General features: G+C 41.8%; 15 protein-coding genes. 13 read left to right on the top strand and 2 right to left on the bottom strand.

What is annotated here, in order from left to right; translation table 11 throughout:
• The first annotated feature begins 32 nt into the window (after positions 1 to 32).
• The 4 genes from BM294_RS02875 (at position 33) to BM294_RS02890 (ending at position 7,180) form a co-directional block, all read left to right on the top strand.
• A complete protein-coding gene (locus tag BM294_RS02875; RefSeq protein ID WP_091204771.1) occupies positions 33 to 938 on the top strand; it encodes a hypothetical protein in 906 nt (301 codons plus the stop codon).
• 37 nt (positions 939 to 975) lie between these two features.
• On the top strand, positions 976 to 2,217 hold the full coding sequence (locus BM294_RS02880) for a molybdopterin molybdotransferase MoeA (RefSeq protein ID WP_091204773.1): 1,242 nt from the start codon (positions 976 to 978) through the stop codon (positions 2,215 to 2,217).
• A gap of 221 nt (positions 2,218 to 2,438) precedes the next feature.
• A complete protein-coding gene (locus tag BM294_RS02885) occupies positions 2,439 to 2,942 on the top strand; it encodes a QueT transporter family protein (protein ID WP_091204775.1) in 504 nt (167 codons plus the stop codon).
• A 506-nt stretch (positions 2,943 to 3,448) separates the two neighbouring features.
• The gene (locus tag BM294_RS02890) at positions 3,449 to 7,180 is read left to right on the top strand and encodes an EAL domain-containing protein (RefSeq protein ID WP_091204776.1); all 3,732 of its coding nucleotides are present in this window, start codon (positions 3,449 to 3,451) and stop codon (positions 7,178 to 7,180) included.
• 212 nt (positions 7,181 to 7,392) lie between these two features.
• Here BM294_RS02890 and BM294_RS02895 read toward each other — a convergent pair whose 3' ends face one another.
• Together BM294_RS02895 and BM294_RS02900 are read right to left on the bottom strand one after the other, a co-directional pair.
• Entirely contained in the window at positions 7,393 to 7,947 is a 555-nt protein-coding gene (locus BM294_RS02895) for a chromate transporter (RefSeq protein WP_175494463.1), read from the bottom strand.
• The gene (locus BM294_RS02900; RefSeq protein WP_242944399.1) at positions 7,940 to 8,521 is read right to left on the bottom strand and encodes a chromate transporter; all 582 of its coding nucleotides are present in this window, start codon (positions 8,519 to 8,521) and stop codon (positions 7,940 to 7,942) included. The genes BM294_RS02895 and BM294_RS02900 overlap by 8 nt, the downstream gene beginning before the upstream one ends.
• Before the next feature lie 328 nt (positions 8,522 to 8,849).
• Here BM294_RS02900 and BM294_RS02905 point away from each other — a divergent pair, with 328 nt between their 5' ends.
• The 9 genes from BM294_RS02905 (at position 8,850) to BM294_RS02945 (ending at position 21,201) form a co-directional block, all read left to right on the top strand.
• Complete coding sequence (locus BM294_RS02905) at positions 8,850 to 10,424, top strand: MotA/TolQ/ExbB proton channel family protein (RefSeq protein WP_175494465.1); 1,575 nt, start codon at positions 8,850 to 8,852, stop codon at positions 10,422 to 10,424.
• A gap of 86 nt (positions 10,425 to 10,510) precedes the next feature.
• Complete coding sequence (locus BM294_RS02910) at positions 10,511 to 11,590, top strand: OmpA family protein (protein WP_091204780.1); 1,080 nt, start codon at positions 10,511 to 10,513, stop codon at positions 11,588 to 11,590.
• A gap of 209 nt (positions 11,591 to 11,799) precedes the next feature.
• Positions 11,800 to 13,404: a Na+/H+ antiporter NhaC family protein gene (locus BM294_RS02915; protein ID WP_091204781.1), complete on the top strand. Its 1,605-nt coding sequence runs from the start codon at positions 11,800 to 11,802 to the stop codon at positions 13,402 to 13,404.
• 289 nt (positions 13,405 to 13,693) lie between these two features.
• Complete coding sequence (locus BM294_RS02920) at positions 13,694 to 14,347, top strand: hypothetical protein (RefSeq protein ID WP_091204783.1); 654 nt, start codon at positions 13,694 to 13,696, stop codon at positions 14,345 to 14,347.
• 361 nt (positions 14,348 to 14,708) lie between these two features.
• Complete coding sequence (locus BM294_RS02925; protein ID WP_175494466.1) at positions 14,709 to 15,980, top strand: sensor histidine kinase; 1,272 nt, start codon at positions 14,709 to 14,711, stop codon at positions 15,978 to 15,980.
• Between the two features lie 248 nt (positions 15,981 to 16,228).
• Positions 16,229 to 17,584: a CPBP family intramembrane glutamic endopeptidase gene (locus tag BM294_RS02930; RefSeq protein ID WP_091204787.1), complete on the top strand. Its 1,356-nt coding sequence runs from the start codon at positions 16,229 to 16,231 to the stop codon at positions 17,582 to 17,584.
• Positions 17,585 to 17,594: 10 nt separating this feature from the next.
• Positions 17,595 to 18,380, top strand: coding sequence for a response regulator (locus tag BM294_RS02935; protein WP_091204788.1), 786 nt, complete (start codon positions 17,595 to 17,597; stop codon positions 18,378 to 18,380).
• A 451-nt stretch (positions 18,381 to 18,831) separates the two neighbouring features.
• Complete coding sequence (locus BM294_RS02940; protein ID WP_091204790.1) at positions 18,832 to 19,674, top strand: SDR family NAD(P)-dependent oxidoreductase; 843 nt, start codon at positions 18,832 to 18,834, stop codon at positions 19,672 to 19,674.
• Positions 19,675 to 19,986: 312 nt separating this feature from the next.
• Positions 19,987 to 21,201 (top strand): ABC transporter substrate-binding protein, encoded by a 1,215-nt coding sequence (locus BM294_RS02945; protein WP_091204791.1) that lies wholly within the window; start codon positions 19,987 to 19,989, stop codon positions 21,199 to 21,201.
• Positions 21,202 to 21,227 lie beyond the last annotated feature (26 nt).

The following is a 21,227-nucleotide window of genomic DNA, read 5'->3' on the forward strand; positions in this document are numbered from 1 at the left end:
TATCATATCTATATATTTTAAGGAGACCAGCTATGTTATTTGGTAGAAGAAAACCCGGTTTCAGCGAGCAGCTTAGAAAGATGACAGGGGCTATGGATCATTCCGGAAATGAATCTCCGGATGCTGTGGCTTCGGATTCTAAGGTTAATGCTGCAAATCCGGGAGCATTGACAAGAGATATGGCAGCCGCTATGACGGAACCTATCGATGGAGGAGAAGGTTATACGGATAGAAGAGACAGGGAAAGTACTCAGGATGTTCAGTCATCCGCTGCAGAAACTGATGCTGCCGGAGGCGTTACATCCGATTCAGCATTAGTGGACGGCCATGAAAAGCCTGAACTTATGGCGTATCTTGATTCACTCCCCGATGCTCCGGATCCTGACGGAGTTCTCAGTGCCGGTGAAGTCGAGGAAGAGGTTAATGCAGAGAATGCACCGGAAGAATTACTTGCTGATTACATCCGCAGACGTTCGGCTGGTGCCCTACTTACAGCTAAGGCCGATATTTTGAGAGAAGTGGAGGACGCAGAGGCCAGAATAGAAGCATTTTCGAAGAATGAGAGATGCAGTGATATAGTTACTTATAAAGGTGCAAAGGATGAGTATTTTTATTCCAATGCATACATGAGTGACAACTATGCAATGCTTGCTTCACTGGTGGAGGATAAGGATATTCCCGCGACGATAGCAAGTATGGTGAGATTCAACTGCAAGACATATCCGGCTCCTACACCGCTTCTTTATTTCACCAGAAGTCCGTATAATTATTCAATTCCGCAGCTTAATCGTGCCATCACGCTTATGATGGCAAGGGAAGAGTATAAGGATGTACATCAGTTTACGAACAAGGTGGGACAGGACTACTTCTATTCTGATAAGTTCATGAAGGAAAAGTATGCCCGTGCGCTTGCTGATCCCGAGGAATTTACAGACTAAGGTGCAATGTGCCATGAAAAAGTAAGATTGGAATAATATGTATAGTGATATAAGTTTAGAAAAAGCCATTGAGCTTATAGAGGATAATGTTTCTGCCATAACGGAGACAAAGCTTGTCAACACAGAGGCTGCGTTTTCTTCATTGGCAGCAGAAGATGTAAGCATTGGTTTCGATCAACCGCCTTTTCCACGTTCACCGCTGGACGGGTTTGCTGTAAGAAGCATTGATACAAAAGGGGCTTCTCATGAGACTCCGAAATGCTTCAGGATCATAGATACAGTTTATGCCGGTGGCTGCAGCAGCTGTACGGTGGATGAGATGGAGGCCGTTCGTATCATGACAGGTGCTCCTATCCCCGATGGTGCTGACTGCATCATTAGGCAGGAGGATATAATCGGATGGAAGGATGAAGAAAGATTCACTCCTTTTAAGGTCGGAGATACTGTAAAGATACCTTATGAATTTCACAAGTGGGACAATTACTGTTTTAAGGGAGAAGATGTAAAAAAGGATACGGTGGTACTTAAGGATCGTACAAGAATAGGTTATATAGAAGAGGGTATCCTTGCTTCTTCCGGAATAACTCATGTTAATGTTTACAGAAAGCCCAGAGTTTCAGTTCTTGTAACCGGAAGCGAACTTGTGGAGCCGGGAGAGAAACTTGCACCCGGAAAGATTTATGATTCAAATCTCTTCATGATGAAGTATCGTCTCAGGGAGCTTAACTGCGATGTCGTGATGGCTGAGCAGGTTCCGGATGAAGTCCGGGCAGGAGCTTCACTTTTCAGAAAGGCCGCGGAAATATCAGATCTTGTCATAACAAGCGGAGGTGTGTCTGTTGGTGAAAAGGATATCATTCACCTTATATTGCCTGAGATCGGTGCGGACAAGATATTCTGGGGAATCAGGATGAAACCGGGGTCTCCCGCCATTTTTTCGAAATCCGGTGATGTTCCGATGATACATCTTTCTGGCAATCCTTTTGCGGCACTTGCTACATTTGAACTTCTTGTGAGACCTGCACTTGTAAAGCTTACAGGAGATGAGGGTTATAAAGTCAGGGAGGTCGAAGCAGTGCTTGACGAGGATTTCATGAAGCACAGAGGACGACGCTTCATAAGAGGCTTCTATAATGAAGGACATGTGAGATTTCCGGCTCCCGTGGCACAGGCAAGCGGTATTCTTTTCTCGATGCAGGGCTGCAATTGTCTCATAGAACTTCCCCCTTCCGATGTTCCGTATATGAAGGGAACAAAGGTGAAGGTGCATTTGATTTGATGATACAGCTCATTGCACACGAATGTGTGCGTTGGCGCTAATCAGTGAGTGGCAATACTTTTGACACTCACGTCATTTGATAAAAAACATGGTGATAATGCTTTTTTCTTGAATAGATTGTGTAAAAGTGGTATTTTATAGCACGTTGTCTGTTATAGACATAAAGTTATACATGAGTTCGAAACCTTCCTCATGTAAAATAAAACTATAGGAGAATTTATATGAATAACAAGAAAGTAGTATTTATCACGCAGGCTGCGCTGATAGCTGCATTGTATGTGACACTTACTTTTGTGTTTGCAGCTATCTCATTCGGCGAGGTACAGCTTCGTATAGCCGAGGCTCTCACCATACTTCCGATGTTTACACCGGCTGCCATTCCGGGACTTTTTGTGGGGTGCATCATCGGTAATGCCATGGGAGGAGCCGTTCTTCCTGACATTATCTGCGGAAGTCTTGCAACACTTATCGGTGCCTATGTAACATGGCTCCTTCGCAACCGTTCACCTTTTATCGGCTGCCTTCCACCTATCATTGCCAATATGATAGTAGTTCCTTTCGTACTTCGTTATGCATATGCGGTAACACTTCCGTTATGGTTCATGGCACTTACCGTTGGTTTAGGTGAGGTACTCGGATGTGGTCTTCTCGGATGCATTTTATACTTTGCTCTCAACAAGCATGGAGAAGTAATATTCAAAGCTGATATGTTTGAAAGAATCTGATGATACAAGGGTCAAAAGTACCAAATCACGTGCTTGCACGATGATTTGAGACTTTATGACCCGCCCGAACACGAATAACGTAGTCGTTTTGCATAGCAAAAGGACCCAAGTTTGAGTGTTCAGCAGCACAACTGCCTTCGATTTTTAATCGAAGGAGCCACGCGGCTTTGAGCGCTTCAAAGGAATCTGTAAGGATTCCTGCTCTATGCACACGAATGTGTGCGTTGGCGCTAATCAGTGAGTGGCAAATACTTTTGACACTCACGTCATCTGATGAAACTTAAATTGCACCGTTAAATGCCGGTTACATAACAGATTGATAAAAGATATAGCCTGTTTTTGTTAATGATAGTACAGATATCATAGAGTGAAATCTATGACATCTGTACTATTTTATTGTTCACAAAAGCTATTATATTACCCCTTTTATGTCGATACTTAGGTTAGGTGGAGTTATGGAAAGGATTCCGTTACTTGTTAATTAGCTAAGGAATAGTTGGTACAGTATGAGACAAGAACAGAAAATCAAGGAAAATTTTATTCTGCATGGTTTGACGATCATGCCCGGAGGATTTTTCATATACAGGGGTAGTGGTGACGAAGAAATCTTATATACCAATGCGGCTTTACTGAAGATTTATGATTGCGAAACTGAAGAAGAGTTCATGGAACTTACCGGAGGAACATTTCCCGGAATGGTGCATGAGGACGATGTTGAACATGTGCTTGAGAGTATTCAGCTTCAGATAGCAAATAATGTCGATCACTATGATCGTGTGAACTATAGAATTATTACCAAAAACGGCAGTATAAAGTATGTCGAGGACTTCGGAAGGTACTATATAGATCCGGACGAAGGCCCGCTTTATTGTGTCTTTATTTCTGACATGGAAACCATGCCGGATGCTCTTACGGGACTTCCTTCCAGATGGGCTTTTCTTAACAGGGCGGAAACTTATGCTGCGAAAATGCTTGGGGAGGATAAAGTTCCGGCTATTATCGCCTTCAATTTGAGCGGCATGAAGGGCTTCAATGCCCGGAACGGCGTAAAAGAAGGTGACAGATTTCTATGCATTTTTGCGGATCTCATAAGGAAATATTTTGATAATGACAACTGTTCAAGATTCGGAGAGGACAATTTCTTTGCATTTGCGCCGAATGACGGACTAGAGGATAAACTAAAGGCTCTTATAGAAGAACTTTATGTGGCCAATGCAGGAAAAACACTTCCGGTAAAGATAGGTACATGTATCTTCCGTGACGGAATGTCTGCCAATCTTGTCAGCGATTATGCAAGAATGGCCTGTGAAGCACAAAAGGGAAAATACGGGTCAAGGTACGGCAGTTTCGACGAAAAGATGGGTCTTCGTTACACGAAGGCCGAGTATATTCTGAGCCATATAGATCAGGCCCTTAATGAAGGCTGGGTGACCATCTATCTGCAGCCTGTTATTCGTACGTTGACAGGCAGAGTGTGCGGATTTGAAGCATTGGCACGCTGGGTGGATCCGGTATACGGTTTTATATCTCCGGGTGATTTTGTTCCTTTACTTGAAGAGAACAGCCTTTCATATAAGCTGGATACATTTATCATAAAGCGTGTTGCGGAGTTACAGGCAAGAAGTGTTAACGTGGGTAATCCCATAGTGCCGGTTTCCGTAAATATTTCACGCTCTGACTTTGATAACTGCAAGCCTGTTGACATCATCACAAGCGCTCTCAGTGAGTATAATCTCAGGAGAAATGTCATCGCCGTTGAGATAACTGAGACAGCTCTCATGAATGATACCGGTATCATAAAGCGGGAGATAGACCGGTTCCATGAGGCCGGCATAGAAGTCTGGATGGATGATTTCGGTTCGGGATATTCTTCACTTAATGTCATTAAAGATTATCAGTTTGACGAAATCAAGATTGATATGCTTTTCCTCAGGGATTTCAGTGAGAAGTCCAAAACCATCGTTACAATGGCTGTAAAGATGGCCAAAGAGCTTGGTATACATACTCTGGCAGAGGGCGTTGAGACTGAGGAACATCTGGAATTTCTGAAAGAGATAGGTTGTGAAAGAATACAGGGTTACTACTATTCCAAACCTCTTCCGGTTTCCGATATTCATAAGTATATGATTCAGCATGGTCTGATGTATGAAACCAGAGAAGAGAAATCTGTTTATGACAGAGTTGGTCTTGTTGATGTTGTAACCGATCAGGCCATAGCTTTACTGTTTTACGATAAATTAAAGTTCAAACTGCTTTATGGTAATGAATACTATCATGATATCACCAAAAAGATGAGGAGAGAGTCGGATGAGGATATTGAAGCTGTCCTTAATGACGAGAGTTCCATCACCTCACGTAAGTTCCATGAACTTGCAGCAAAAACGATGCTTAGTCATAGAGAAGAATTCATGACATTTATAGCTAACGACAGATACTTCTTTGTAAGCTTCAAAAAGATAGCGGACAGTCGTAAGGGCAGTATGCTCCTTGCCACAATAGACGGAAAGCGCTATGAGGATCAGGAGCAGGTTCATGAATATGATCGTATAATGCGAAATATTGTATCCATAATTGACTGTGTTTATCTTCTTGATTTCAAGGAGGATACAAGAACTGTTATGTACAGTAATCTCGAGACTGAAAAGGTCGGAGATGTGATATATGATCTTCACTCATTCTATCAGGATTATAAGCCGGGTATGGTTCATCCGGATGATGAAAGAAGATGGCATGATTTTATTAATCCTGAACTATATAAGATAAAGATAAATGAACGTCAGGATATGTGTTTTTCTGATGTATTCCGTGTGAAATCATCAGACGGCAGCTATAAATGGATGGAATTTATGGTTGTGCTTCTGTCTGATGTAGAGAACAGAAGGGCGATGGTATGCATAAAGCCTTCTTCTATAGAAAAGGATGTGAAATCATATCTTGATTCTATGGGTATGCGTATGCCTGTCCGTGATGGATACAACATCAATGACGATTTGATGGAGGCCATAAGGCTTAATTCCGGAATCAGATTTTTCTGGAAGGATAAGAAGAGGAGATTTATCGGTGTTTCCAATGCCTTCCTTGATTATTATGGATTCAAATCTCAGGATGTGGTGGTAGGAAAGACTGATGAGGACGTTGGATGGCATGTAGACGACGGGCCGTTCATGAGTGATGAGGAAAGAGTTCTTCAAAAGGGCGAGGTCATCCACAACAATATCGGACAGAATATTGTTGACGGTGTTACACATTATATTGCGGCAACAAAGTTCCCTGTTTATCACGGTGGTGAGATAACGGGACTAATGGGATATATGATAGATATTGAACAGGATGTGGAGTCGGATCAGGAGCTTAAGAAGGAAAGTCTCATAGATCCTTTGACAGGCTTCATGAATACTTACGGTCAGATGGTTACCATCACTCAGCTCGATGACAATCTGAGAACCAACGGTGAAGACTTTGCATATATTGTGTTTGATGTTCCCGAGTTTGAGGAGATCCGTGAGGATTACGGAAGAGAAATTGCTGAAGGATTGGTCAAGGAGATTGCTGACAAGGTAGTTGAATGTTTCGGAAGCGTTGCATCGATTTTCAGAGTATACGGATGTAATTTCGGAATTTGTAAGAGAAATATGCCTCCTGATATGGTACGTGAGTCTGCAAAGAAACTTCTCGACAGCATATCTCAGATAAGAGAGATAGACGGACGTCAGGTTATGGTTCACGGTGAATACGCATATGCCCATGGATCTGAAAAAGAGAATGTTCAGGAGGTTATCGAGCTTGCAAAGACCAGACTGATGAAGCTGAAGAACAGTGATGAGGAAGGCGAGAAGAAGCTCAATATGATGAAAGGCTACGTGAATTACCTGCCGCTTCCTTATGTTGTGGCTAAGCCGATCATGGACAAGGAAAACAAGAATGCTATAGACATAGAGTATATCTATGTAAATAACAGGTACTGTGAGGTGGCCGGAAAGAGTGCTTCAGAGCTTGTAGGAAAAACCTATACTAAAGTGTTCGAACAGCCGCCTAATGACAGATGGATTGACATAGGCTATCGTGCGGCTTATGGAGAGTACATACATGACAGGGCATTCAGTTACAGTCTTAAGCACTGGATGAATTTCATCGCCGCGCCATCAAATACAGTCGGAACATTCTCAACCGTATTCATCAATATGGAAGAGATACAAAAGCTGTACGGAGAGGCTGAGGATAAAGGCGGTAAGAAGTGAAAAAACTCCCGATTCTGAAGTGTTTTACAGTGATTTGCAGTAGGTCTTCAGAATCGGGGGTTTTGTTTTGACATAAGTGCCATAAGTTTATTTCTACAGGAGATTTTGAGATGCTGTCAGAAATAGACTTATGGCACTCACATCATAAGATGTGAGTAGAAATAACCGGATCAGTTTTGGGTTTTCTTTCATAATGATTCGGGATACAGTCATCAGAGGTTCAAAACGCCAAAAACGATGATGCCGATGATGGCACTGATGATAATGACTGTTGGTATACCGAGTTTCCCGAATCTCAGCAGAAGAAGATCAACTATACCGATGCATATGGATATAAGTGAGATACCTGCGTCAGTCACGTAGTTTGACATGGAAAGAGTTACTACAACACCGATGACCATGGCTATACATGCAGGGCGAACTCCAACAAGGATGTTTTGCATGATATTGGATTCCTTGAACTTAGCAAAGAATATGGCGCCTAGTATGCCAAGGGAGAGAGACGGTGTAAGAACTCCTAGATTTGCAGCAGTGGCTCCAAGAAGACCGGCGGCTTTTAAGCCTGCAAAGGTTGCGCAGTTAAGTCCCAATGGACCAGGTGTCATCTCTGCGATGGCTACGATATCGGATATTTCAGAGGCTTTCATCCAGCCGTGTCCCATCATTTCACTGGTTATAAGAGGAATCATTGACAATCCTCCGAAACTGGTGAAACCGATCTTTAAAAAGCTCCAGTAAAGCTGAAATACTGTTATGAGGTCATGCATGTTTACGTGCCTCCTTTCTCTGGTATATCTCACTTATCAAAAGACCGAATATGGAACCAAGTATGACAAGGTAAATGCAGTTGACATCAAACACGAGATATAGGATGACACAGAGTATTGTAACAAAATAGCAGGGCGGAAACCTGAAGGCACCGTTGATCATCTTTAATGCGGCAGACATTATGATGGGAACAACTGCGCACCGGATGCCGCTCATGGCAGCAGCCACCCAGTAGTTTGTTCTGAAAGCCGTGTAGCAGGAAGCGACTATAAGAAGAACTATAAATGGCGGAAGTATCATGCCGAAGAGACATACAAGCGCACCGGGGATACCGCGCTGGCTGTAGCCGAAGAGAACAGCGATATTGCCTATCATGGTTCCGGGGAGACTTCGCCCCACACTGGTCAGGTCTATGAGTTCCTGAGAGCTTATATCTTTTCTGTCGGAAACATAGATTTTCTCCATCTGTGCGACTATGCTCCAGCCTCCGCCGAATGTAAACAGTCCGAATTTTAAGAAATCAAAGAACAGAGTAAGTAGTGAAGATTTTGACTTAACGGGTTTATTCATCATGTTTTTCCTCTTTTTTGAAAGCCAAGAATATATTCTGTATTTCGAAGGATTAAAGTCATGTGCAGGAAAAAGAAATGGGTGACATAACTAATCGATGAAATCAAAGGGCTTTTTGACCCTTGCAACATAGTATACGCCAAAATCATCAAATTAGTATGACATTTTTGTCATTTGTACAAAGGAAATACTGATAAAATTATTCCTTTTTTATTTGTAATCCTATTTTAAGTTTTAGGTAAATTAAGTTCTATTTAAGAATCATCTGCTATAAAATATAATTAACGTAATAAATCTTTGTAATAAAAGATGATTTCCGGAGGAAATGAATATGCAGAACAAGAAGTGGTATGAATGGCTGGTTGTGGTGACTTTCATCGCAATGGTGGGACTCTGTGTCTATCTCAATGTCTTTTCCGGACAGGGAGAGGGCATTGCCAATATCGCTGTTAATGCTGCGATGTTTTTTATCGTTGCCATCATTCTCATCAGCAGTGACAGGAACTGCTTTGTACCGATGAATCACATTATAGCAGATTTTGACCGTGTCACTCAGAAGATCAGAAATGATGCCATGAACAGTCATGCATTTCTTTATAAGACATATAGAGACAATCAGGAGATGCTGTTTGAAGAGCAGTACCTGAAGGACATCTATCAGGATTATATGTATGAGCTCAATCGTATTAATGATATGAAGGAGCACAGCTACAAGTGCGACATAGAGGATTTTGTAAATGACGAGATCATCGATGATGTTATGCACAGAAATCAGCTGAATCAGGTTGCCGGTGTTATGACGGGACTTGGAATCCTGGGAACATTTATAGGTCTTTCTCTGGGACTTCAGGGCTTCAATACGAGTTCAACAGAAGAGATTGCCAACAGTATTACTCCGCTCATGAACGGTATCAAGGTAGCATTCCATACATCTATATATGGTTTGATCTTTTCACTTACCTTCAATTATGCATTTAAACGTAAGCTTGATGAGGCGGAATCTTCCATACGGGATTTTGTTAATGCTTACCGCAAGTATGTCCTGCCTGACAGTGAGTTTGACAGTGTAAACATTCTCATAGCGCTTCAGAAGGAACAGCTTAACACTATAAGCCGTATGGGCGATAAGCTTGGTGATGACCTTTCAAGGATTCTCATTCCTCAGTTTGACCGTATGAATAAGACAATAAAGGATTTCACCAATGTTGCAACACAGAATCAGACGGATGCTCTCAAGGCAGTTGTCAATGCTTTCATCGTTGAGATGAACAATTCCCTTGATGGAGCATTTGCAAGCATGTCACAGACCATCACCGAGTGTTATCACATACAGAACAATAATGCGACACTCATGAAGCAGATTCTTGATGAGACAGGAAGCACACGGGAAATTGCCCATAGGATTAATGAAGAGGCCAAGGGCATAGGTGATCAGCTTGCTGGATTTGCGACAAGTGTATATGAGGCTCAGCAGGAAATGAAGAGAAGCATGAACGACCTCTGGGTTACCAATGAAAAGAACCAGAAACTTATCGCGGATGATCGACAGTATCTGAGAGATCTTGAGAAATACAGAGGTATGCTCAATGAATCCGTCAAGATATTACATAATGAGTTAAGTGCACAGAAGGAACTTCTTGATTCCATCAGACTGTCAGTAAATCAGCTTCCAAAGAATATAGATAATACCTTTAAGGTTATCGACAGCAACCTCGTTAATGTTGAGTCACATCTGGTAAATCAGGTTGTTGAGATAAAGAAGGCAAATGATCAGCTTCCGAAGCTTATCAACAATTGCTACAGGGACCTTCAGGATGCAGTAGACAGATCCAATGCAGCTGTAAGTGAGTTCACTGCTGCAATTCAGGATGCAAAGAGAACTTCGGGCATCTCAAGGCGTGTATGATGAATTTTAAAAGACAGTCGGTATAATCACGTTTTTTAAGCATCCGTAACAAGGTAATCATTTTCGGATGCTACCAAGGAAAACATATGCTTAAAATAAAGAATAACAAAAAGCATCCCCGTAAACAGGACGGGGAAACAACATATTGGCTTTCATATTCTGATATGATGGCTGGGCTTCTCCTGTGTTTTGTACTTATCATAGCGTTGACCACTCTTCATTCTCAGATAAAATTTGATCAGAAGGAACAGCAGCTTCTCGGAAAAGAACAGGAACTGGTTGTTCAGGCTTCTGAACTTGACGAGCAGAAGAATGTTGTGGCTGCACAGAAGGAAGAACTGGAGGATCAGCAGGCAAAGCTTAATGCGCAGAAAGAACTTCTTCTGACTCAGGAAGAGAAACTGAACTCTCAGGAGGCTACGCTAAACGAGCAGTCACAACTTCTCGCAGAGTTTGAGGAAATCATGAAGACGCAGCAGGCAAAGCTGGACAGAATCATCGGTATCAGATCTGAACTTATCGAGGAACTCAAGGAGGAGTTTACAGGTTCAAGTCTCAATATTTCCGTTGATGAAAAAACCGGTGCCATAATCATGGATTCAAACATTCTGTTTGAGTACAACAAGGATGAACTTAAGGATACCGGTAAGGACTTCCTGGCTGAGTTCCTTCCACGATATGCAAAAATCCTTCTAAGCGACAAGTATCGTGATTATGTTTCTTCCATTTCTATAGAGGGTCACACTGATACCCAGGGTAACTATCTCTTCAATCTGGATCTTTCGCAGAAGAGAGCATATTCGGTTGCGGAGTATTGTCTGGGTGATGATTCATCCCTTCTTTCTGCCGATCAGAAAAAGGAAATGCGTGATCTCATATCAACTAACGGAAAGTCGTATACTGATCCGATACTTAACGATGACGGAAGTGTAAATATGGATGCATCCAGAAGAGTAGAGTTCCTGTTTACTCTTAAAGATGAGGATATGATCAGAGAGATGATAGAGATTCTCAATGAACAGGAAAGCGTTACATCTGAAAGTACGGATTCCTCTTTGGATGGTGATACGAAGGAATCTGACGAAGGAGCTTCCGGTACGGTAGTTGCAACTGCACCTTCATCCAAAACAGTTTCGGTTTCCGGCGAAAAGGATAAGAAATCATAGAGCTGACAATGACTTAAATTTAACAGAGCGGGAATCCTGAATGCTAATAATACTGTATAAATTGCATAATTATAAAAAAGTGCTTACATATGCATTGAATGAATAGTTATTGAAGTGTATTATAATCATCATATTCGCTATTTAATCGATCACAGCCTTTTTTACTTATCGGTTTAACAGCAAAATTCTTGACTTAAGAGGAGAGTAATATGGATAAAAAGAGCAATCGCATTTTTACAATCTCTGCTCTCGGCGTTGTAGTGGTATTTTTGATTCTTGCGAAATTTCTGACTACGCCGGAGACTGTTCAGCAGTCCTTTTGGGCGCTTACACCACCGCTTATAGCTATAGGACTTGCGCTTATAACTAAAGAGGTTTACAGTTCTCTTTTTATGGGCGTTCTTACAGGTGCGCTTCTATATTCAGGGTATAATTTCGAGGGAACCATCAATCATATATTTAAGGATGGAATCATTTCCGTTCTTTCTGACAGCTACAATGTTGGTATCCTCTGTTTCCTTGTTATTCTTGGAGCTATGGTTCAGCTTATGAACAGAAGCGGCGGATCCGCGGCTTTCGGAAGATGGGCTTCAAGCCATATCAAGACAAGAGCCGGTGCTCAGCTTGCAACCATCGCATTTGGATGTCTTATCTTTATAGATGACTATTTCAACTGTCTTACAGTAGGTTCTGTTATGCGTCCGGTGACAGATAAGCATAAGGTCAGCCGCGCAAAGCTTGCATATCTTATCGATGCTACGGCAGCACCTATATGTATCATCGCTCCGATCTCATCCTGGGCAGCAGCTGTATCAGGATTTGTAGAAGGCGAGAATGGTATGAAACTGTTCCTTCAGACAATTCCGTTCAATTTTTATGCGGTACTTACCATTGCCATGATGATATTCCTTGTTGTATTCAAGGTTGATTATGGTCCTATGCGTACACATGAGATCAATGCTATAGAACATGATGATCTGTTCACTACTCCGGGACGTGCTTTTGGTGATGATGAGGAAGAAGCAGACGACACAAAGGGACATATCCTTAACATGCTTGTTCCTATAGTTTCTCTTATAGTATGTTGCGTCATCGGAATGATATATTCCGGCGGATTTTTTGAGGGAGAGAACTTTATTGATGCATTTGCAGGCTCGGATGCTTCAGTAGGTCTGGTTCTCGGATCCTTTGGAGCCCTTGTGATCACTATCGTTTTCTATCTGATCACCAATGTACTTCCGTTCAATGACTGTATGGATTGTCTTCCTGACGGATTCAAGCAGATGATCTCACCTATACTTATCCTTACTTTTGCATGGTCTCTTAAGGCTATGACAGACAGTCTTGGTGCCAAGGAGTTTGTAGCAGGTGTTGTACAGAGTTCGGTTGTTAACTTCATCGGATTCCTTCCGGTTATCATTTTTGTTATCGCTATCGGACTCAGCTTTGCAACAGGAACTTCATGGGGAACATTCGGTATATTGATTCCTATAGTAGTTGCTTGTTTTGAAGGTACAGATCATACTATGATGATCATTGCCATGTCAGCTTGTATGGCAGGTGCAGTTTGCGGAGATCACTGTTCACCTATCTCTGATACCACAATCATGTCAAGTGCCGGAGCGCAGTGCGTACATATCAACCATGTATCCACTCAGCTTCCTTACGCTCTTACAGCAGCTGTTATTTCTGCTATCACATATCTTGTGGCCGGTATCACAAAGAGTGCGGCTGTTTCACTTATCGCCGGTGTCATCATGATGGTAGTTGTTCTTTACTTCTTCCAAAAGACTACAGGTAAGGAAAAAGAGTAAAAATATATAGTTGTTTTTTGCTATCGCATTTACGGTTGTATATGAGTTAGAAGAAATTTTTGTTATCATGATGCAGTGCCCAGGCACTGCATCTTTTCTTTTTTTATCTGTTAACACTGCGTTGTCCGGATATCTGATGTAGAGATTTCAGTCTGTCCGGTGATATCGTCTTGTGTAAAAAATGATAAAAGTTATAATAAATTTAAAAATACTGTGACTGTTTTGTGATGAATCAGGTTGTACCATAGGCGTAAGGACAAAAATATTTTTTATTTATGGAGTTTTACAGATGGAAACAAGTGTGACAAATACAAAACAGAATAACGTGATCCTGGAGAAAACTGTTTCCATGTATCTGGAAAGTATGGACCTGGTAAGGGGCAATCCGGACTTTAAGTTTGTATTTGTCAAGCCGGTGAATCGCTCGACAGTACCGGACGAATATGAATTTGATGAGTATTTGAGAAGTGCGACCAGAGGTGAACAGACTCAGGAAAAGCATGATGAGTTTCTGTATTTGGTATATAAGTCCTATGATAGATTCAGTCCCCAGAACAATGGCTTTTGGTGGGGGACTGACACCAGCGACAGACCACGTAATCTCATAGAAACCTATTCAAAAAGATTTACGGACTGTTTTGGAGAAAAGGGCAGGAACCTGGTTAATGCACCATCGACTATCAGGGAGATAGTTGATGGAATATATGTAAACGGTGTGCCGTATCTCGAGTACTATCATATGAAGCAGATCAGCAAGATGAATTTTCTTGAGGTGGTGTGTGAGATCATTGAGAATCTGAGCCGCGGAGAGATAGCCAAAAGCTTTTCTAGTCGTGACCGGAAGCATATGATAGTTACTTTTCGTCCATTTGGAAAGGATGTTATCAATGTTTATCTTCCGGTAAGTGCATTTTCAGACTTTCCGGTCAAGAGTCCGGAGTAATGATCATTATAGTGTATAGATTTTGAGGGGGAACCACTCGCGCTGTGTCAGGCTTCTTTTTAAGCGGATACGGGCTGAGTGGTTTTTTGTTGCATAAAGAATAATACATGAGATAATTAAAACAGATGAATTGGTCGATATGTTTATAGAATGCTTTAAGTCCGGTTTTAGTCAGGAGCTATTCTGTGAACCTTATAGAAATGCTGATTATGGTGTTTCCATTGCCGGATTTTCGATGCCAGGCATTAATTACCTTTTGAAATCCGTGCTCAAACGCCGGAGGCGCTGAGGAAATGTTGATTATATCGGTATTTCCTTAGACTACAACAGGTTGATGATTCCAATATGTGAGGAATGGATAATGTTAATTGCTAAAATCGTGTCTGAATTCTTTGCGGCACTGGTTGTTCTGGTGCTATTTGCGGGAGTTTACACCACGTATGAGAAAAGCCAAAAGAAAAACTGCCTGATGATCATACTTATGGCAAATAATCTCATGTTGTTGTTGGATGTGGTTACATGGATACTTGAATACAACAACATGGTGGATTTTCTGTATGTGATATTCACGATTAGTTCCGTTTCGCTTTTATATACATCTATCGCAGCATTCAACTATTACATATATTTTTACCTGGCAGAGAAATGTAGCATTTCAGTATGGTTTGGGAGAATCGGAATTCCGGTCTGCCTGTTTGGAATACTTATGTGGCTGACGTCTCCCATTCATGGTCAGGTGTTCTACATTGAAGACGGTGTATACATACATGGGCCATTGTATCTTCATTCCCAGATAGTGGGTGCAAGTATTCTCGTATATGATCTTATACTGGCCGTTATCTATTTCAGAAAGCTTGAACTATCTGACTTTATAGGAATTATTTCATTCATGATATTTCCCATGACTGCAACAGTTATCACCATGAAGTATCCCATGTTCGGTTCGCTCCTTATATATCTTTCGGTAACACTTGGTATCCTTATGGTGTATACATTTATGCATGTTCAGCAGAGTATCGAGCTTAAGAGAAAGGAAAATGCATTGACCCAGGAGAGACTCTCCATCATGATGAGTCAGATACAGCCCCACTTTCTTTACAATTCGCTGAATTCCATATACTACTTGTGTACAAAAGATCCTGAGATGGCACAGAAGGCCATAGGTGAGTTTTCCGATTATCTTCGTGGCAATCTGGATTCGTTGAGAACCAAGGAACCTGTCCCCTTTGAGAAGGAATTGGATCATATACAGAACTATCTTGCTCTTGAAAAGATGAGGTTTGATGATGACCTCACCATAGTATATGACATTCAGGTAAAGAATTTTAAGCTTCCTGCACTCAGTGTACAGCCTATAGTTGAGAATGCTGTCAAGTATGGTGTCTGTAAATCGCCGGATGGAGGAACGGTCACTATATCAACACGGGAGTATGATGACAGGTATGAGATCATCGTGGATGATGACGGAGTCGGCGGATATACTGAGGCCAAGAGAGAGTATGACGGACGTTCACATATCGGTATCCAGAATGTACGTGAAAGACTGAAACTGCAGTGCCAGGGAACTCTTGATATAGTAAGTGTGCCGGGAGAGGGAACAACTGTAACCATTACTATCCCTAAGGAAAGATAAGTGAGTGGCATTTTTTTTGACACTCACTTCATTAAAATGACTGTTATAGTTTGCATTTACAGCTTATACGGTGATGATATACACCATTTAACGGATGATATTTTAATGTCAAACTAAATATAGTAATTAATTGTTATTTCTGACGTTTTTCTGACGAAAAATATAGTAACGGTAGAGGATTAACATATCCTCATGTGCATATACTCAGAATTATCTGGTTTTATGTTTAGGGAATGAGGGGAGTTATTTTGGAACAATTCAGTGATCGGAAAAAGTATTATAAGAAGAAAAAAAGAACAACGACAGTAGACATTATCAAGACTGTGTCTAAAAGGATGGAAGCTGATATCAAGGCATCTTATATAGGAGATACGAAAGCTCTTTTTAAGATGCTTTCTGATGTTTTGAGGTATCCTTTTTTGTATATGCTCTGCGTTTTCTTTGCATATCAGGCGGGTCTTCTGCTTAATATGGGTATGACTAAAGAGGACTTCTATGGAAGTTATGGAAATGTGTATTATCTCATAGGTAATGTTCTGTTTCTTTTTATTTACCATATCATTCTGACGGGAAATGGCAGAACTTTATGGTCGGAATTCAGTTTGTTCAGGGATTTCAAGATTCTTGTTCACATGACGGAAAAGGGCTTTAAGGCCAGATTTAAGAGACTGATGAAGAGGTTCAGAGATATACGACACAGGAAGATGACAGCCAGAAAGGCACTTCTTCAGTATGTTCTGCATTTTCTTACAGGTGTTTCCTGCGGACTTCTGATTCTTGGGGTTTTCCTTTTGCTGAAGGACAGAGATGCCTACATTAGACTTTTTGAGGACTCCGGTTTCATATGGAGAGGCGGTAATGAATATCTGGGCATTTTGGTGTTTTCTCTTATAGTGCCCTTTATAGAGGAACTTATCTATCGTGTGCATAACATGAATGCACTGAGAAAGGATGTAACCATTATAACCGCAGCTGTCATGGTGACTGTGGTTTATGCTTTCTTTAATATCGGAAGTCTGTTTACGATAATGATCATGCCGGTAGTACTTTTGATGAACTGTGTATATGACAGGACACAGAGCGCCAGAAACATGTCCTACTATATGGCCGGACATGCTGCAAGAAAGGCTTTTGTTTCATCGGGGAAGGGAGACAATATCATTTCAATCAGGGACAGAATGAAGAAAGGCAGAAAGACAAGATATATCAACAAGGAAAAGACTAAGGCCATGAGTCTAAATGAATCCGTGGATGTTAGTGTGGGAGAAGACATGGATGTAAAGACTCAAATGGCAGAGGCAGTCAATGACTTCAATGGAAGGCAGGATGTAGAAAAGAATCACAATATCACAGATTTCAGTATGGAAAGATCAATTGGGGCGAAGTCAGATATTACCTACAGTTTTTTGATGAATACAGGTTTACATCTGACTCTCGGATCCGGATGGTACATATTGAGTCACTTAAATGGTGATGTCAGCCGCATTCTTTCAAAACAGATACTGGTATTTCAGGTGGTTGTAAGTGTTCTGGTTCTTTACATCTTTGCAAGAAACAGTCTGAGTCTCGGCTTCTTCAAGCCACGTGACAATGAATGGGGATAAGGAGTGAATTATGCAGGTACTTGCTATTGATGATGAGAAGATAGCATTGGAGGGTCTTACTGACGTTATCAGGAAGGCTATGCCTGAAGCAGAGATATTTTCCTACAGAAATGCTCTCAAGGCTATTGAGGATCTGGAGGGCAAACATATTGACATTGCTTTTCTGGATATTGAGATGAGGGACATAAACGGTCTGCAGTTTGCAGATCATCTGAAGGAACGTTTTCCGAGAATCAATGTCATCTTTACAACAGGATACAGTGAATATGTGGGAGAGGCTATGAATCTTCATGCCAGCGGCTACATCATGAAGCCGGTGACTCTCGACAAGCTTCGAAAGGAGATAGATGATCTCCGGTATCCGATAGAAGATAATCAGAAGAAAGATGTTCTGCGTGTTCAGACATTCGGCAATTTTGAAGTGCTGAAGAACAATCAGGTGCTTCGTTTTCAGTACAGTAAAACAAAGGAACTTTTTGCGTATCTTGTTGACCGATGCGGTGCCCTTACCAGTAACGGAGAGATACTCGGGGTTCTATGGGAGGACGATGCCAATCCTGAAAAGAAGGCCTCATATCTTCAGAACCTGCGTGCGGATATGATCTCGACACTTACTGAAGCCGGTTTCCCGGATGTGATAGTCAGACAGAGGGGAACCATAGCTATAGTTCCTGACAAGATGGAGTGCGATCTCTATGAATGGAAAAAGGACAGAGAAAAAGCAAAAGTCCGTTATACCGGTGAATATATGAATCAGTTCAGCTGGGCAGAATACAGTAAGGGTGCATTGGAATAGAGTTTGTTTTTCGATGCTTTTTGGTTTTCATCACAAGTATGGGGATTCATGGAGTTTTTCAAATATAAAACGGGGCAGTCTCGATGACTGCTCCGTTATTTTTGTGTGGCAGATATCAGACCATCAAAATACATAATAGGAGGTGAGGCATAGAATTGGATAAAATCACCAAATTGTATGACAAAATATTATCAATTTGCCGAATTCAACAAATGAAGGAAAGAAATTTGGTAGAACAAAGCGTATTTAAAAGAATACAAAAGTCTGTTATCATGTACAAGATTGTATGACAATTCGTGGACATATGTATGTATTTACTATTTTTGCATACGTATCCATGTGGCGATGCCGATAATGCTCAGCACGCACACGAATGTGTGCGTTGGCGCTAACCAGTGAGTGGCAAATACTTTTACCACTCACATCATAGTATATGTAGAGGAGAATAATTATGGAGTTACCATTCAAGATTGATCTTTCGGGTGAAGTTGCAGTAGTTACAGGTGGAACAGGTGTTATCGGCGGTATGTATGCACGTACACTTGCTGCTTGTGGAGCAAAGGTTGCTGTTCTTGGACGTAATAAGGAGAACGGGGCACAGGTACTTCAGGACATAGAGGCAGACGGTGGAGAAGCCATGGCTGTTGCCGGTAATGTTCTTGATAAGGATAGTCTTCTTGCTGCAAGACAGGAGATACTTGATAAGTGGGGACATATCAATATTCTTGTGAACTGTGCAGGAGGTGCCATCAAGGCGGCACAGGTTCCACAGGATCATTTCCATGAGAGGGAGGAAGGAACAGATACTCTGTTCACCATCGATCTTGAGAATGTTCATAAGGAGCTTGACTTAAATATTTACGGAACCATGCTTCCTACTCAGGTTTTCGGAGAGGTTATGGTTGGTCAGGACAATGCAAACATCATAAACATTTCTTCTATGTCCGCATATCATCCGCTCACCAGAATCCCGGGATATTCAGCAGGAAAAGCCGGAGTTGCAAGTTTTACAGAATGGTGTGCCATCTACTTTGCAAAGAGCGGCATCAGAGTCAATGCTGTAGCACCGGGTTTCTTCCAGACAACACAGAATCATGCACTTCATTTCAATGAGGACGGCACTCCAAAGCCTCGTGCCCGGCATATCATCGATGCAACACCTATGGAGAAGTATGGAGATCCTTCAGATCTCATCGGAGCACTGCTGTACCTTGTAAGCCCTAAGGGTTCAAACTTTGTAACAGGTGTCGTTCTTCCTGTAGACGGCGCATTCCATGTATATCAGGGTGTCTGATTTACTAAGGAAACACTGATTTATTCAGCTTTTCCCTGAATATAATTATGGCGTGAGTGTCAAAAGTGTTTGCTATTCACTGATTAGCGCCAGAGTACACATTTGTGTGCAATGTTGCCATTAAAAGAGCCGTGGTTATTAACAAAACCATGGCTCTTTTTTTGCGTTTAACATTAAAAATGCACAAAAATAATATTTCTTTCATTTTTAGCTGGTGGTATAATTTTTTTGTGAGACTAAATGAAGAATACTTTTGGCGCAAGACAGACATATGTCAACGCCTCAAAATATGATTTTTTAAAGGAGGGTAACATGAAAAAAACATTAGCTGTGCTTCTTGCTGCAGTACTTGCAGCATCTTCTCTGGTCGGGTGCGGCGGAAGTTCCACGGGCGGAAGTTCCACGGGCGGAAGTTCCACGGGCGGAACCACTACAGCTGCTGCCGAAACCGAAGCGAAGGCAGAGACTGAGGCTAAAGAGGAAGCCGGGGAACAGCCGGGAGATGCAGGCAGTTCTATGGATAAACTCATAGAAGATGCAAAGGCTGAGGGGGCTCTTACAGTGTACGGCTCCTGTGAAGAGGAATATCTTGCAGCAGCCTGCAAGAACTTTGAAAAGCTCTATGGCATCAAGGTTCAGTATCAGAGACTGTCAACATCCGAGGTTTACACAAAGATCAAGGAAGAGGCCGGAAATCCGTCCGGTGATGTATGGTTCGGAGGAACTACAGATCCTTACAACGAAGCGGTAAAGGATGGACTTCTTGAAACCTATGAAGCTGCCAATGCGGTTAATCTTATAGGTGATGAGTATAAAGATTCCACAAATCAGTGGTATGGAATATATAAGGGCATACTTGGATTTATGGTGAACAATGAAGAGCTTCAGAGACTCGGACTTGAAGCACCTAAGACCTGGGATGACCTTACAAAGGAAGAGTATAAGGGACTCATTATGCTGTCAAATCCTAATACTGCAGGAACAGCTAAGCTTATCATCAACACCATGGTTCAGATGAAGGGACATGACGAAGCAATGGAATACTTCAAGAAGCTGGATGCCAATGTTTCCCAGTATACAAAGTCAGGTTCCGGTCCTTCAAAGATGGTTGGTCCTGGTGAGTGCGTGATCGGAATAGGTTTCCTTCATGACGGTATCTATCAGATTCTTCAGGGGTATGACAATATCGGACTGGTTGTTCCTGAAGACGGTACATCATTCGAGATCGGTGCAACAGCTATCTTCAAGGGTGCCAAGCATCCTAATGCAGCAAAGCTCTGGATTGAGTATGCATTATCACCTGATTGTGTAAATCTTGCGAAGGATAATGGCTCATATCAGTTCCTTGTTCTCAGCAATGCGGAGCAGCCTAAGGAAGCAACAGAGTTCGGTCTTGATATGAACAATACCATCGATTATGACTTTGAAGATGCCAAAGCCAATACTGAGCAGTATATAGAAGATTTCTTTGAGGCTCTTGGAAGCACTGCTTCTTCAGCAGATGCCGGAAGATTCCTTACAGAATGATAATCAGGCAGGAGGGGACTTTCTCC

This window comes from Oribacterium sp. WCC10 (assembly GCF_900113415.1).
Lineage (GTDB): Bacteria > Bacillota > Clostridia > Lachnospirales > Lachnospiraceae > Oribacterium.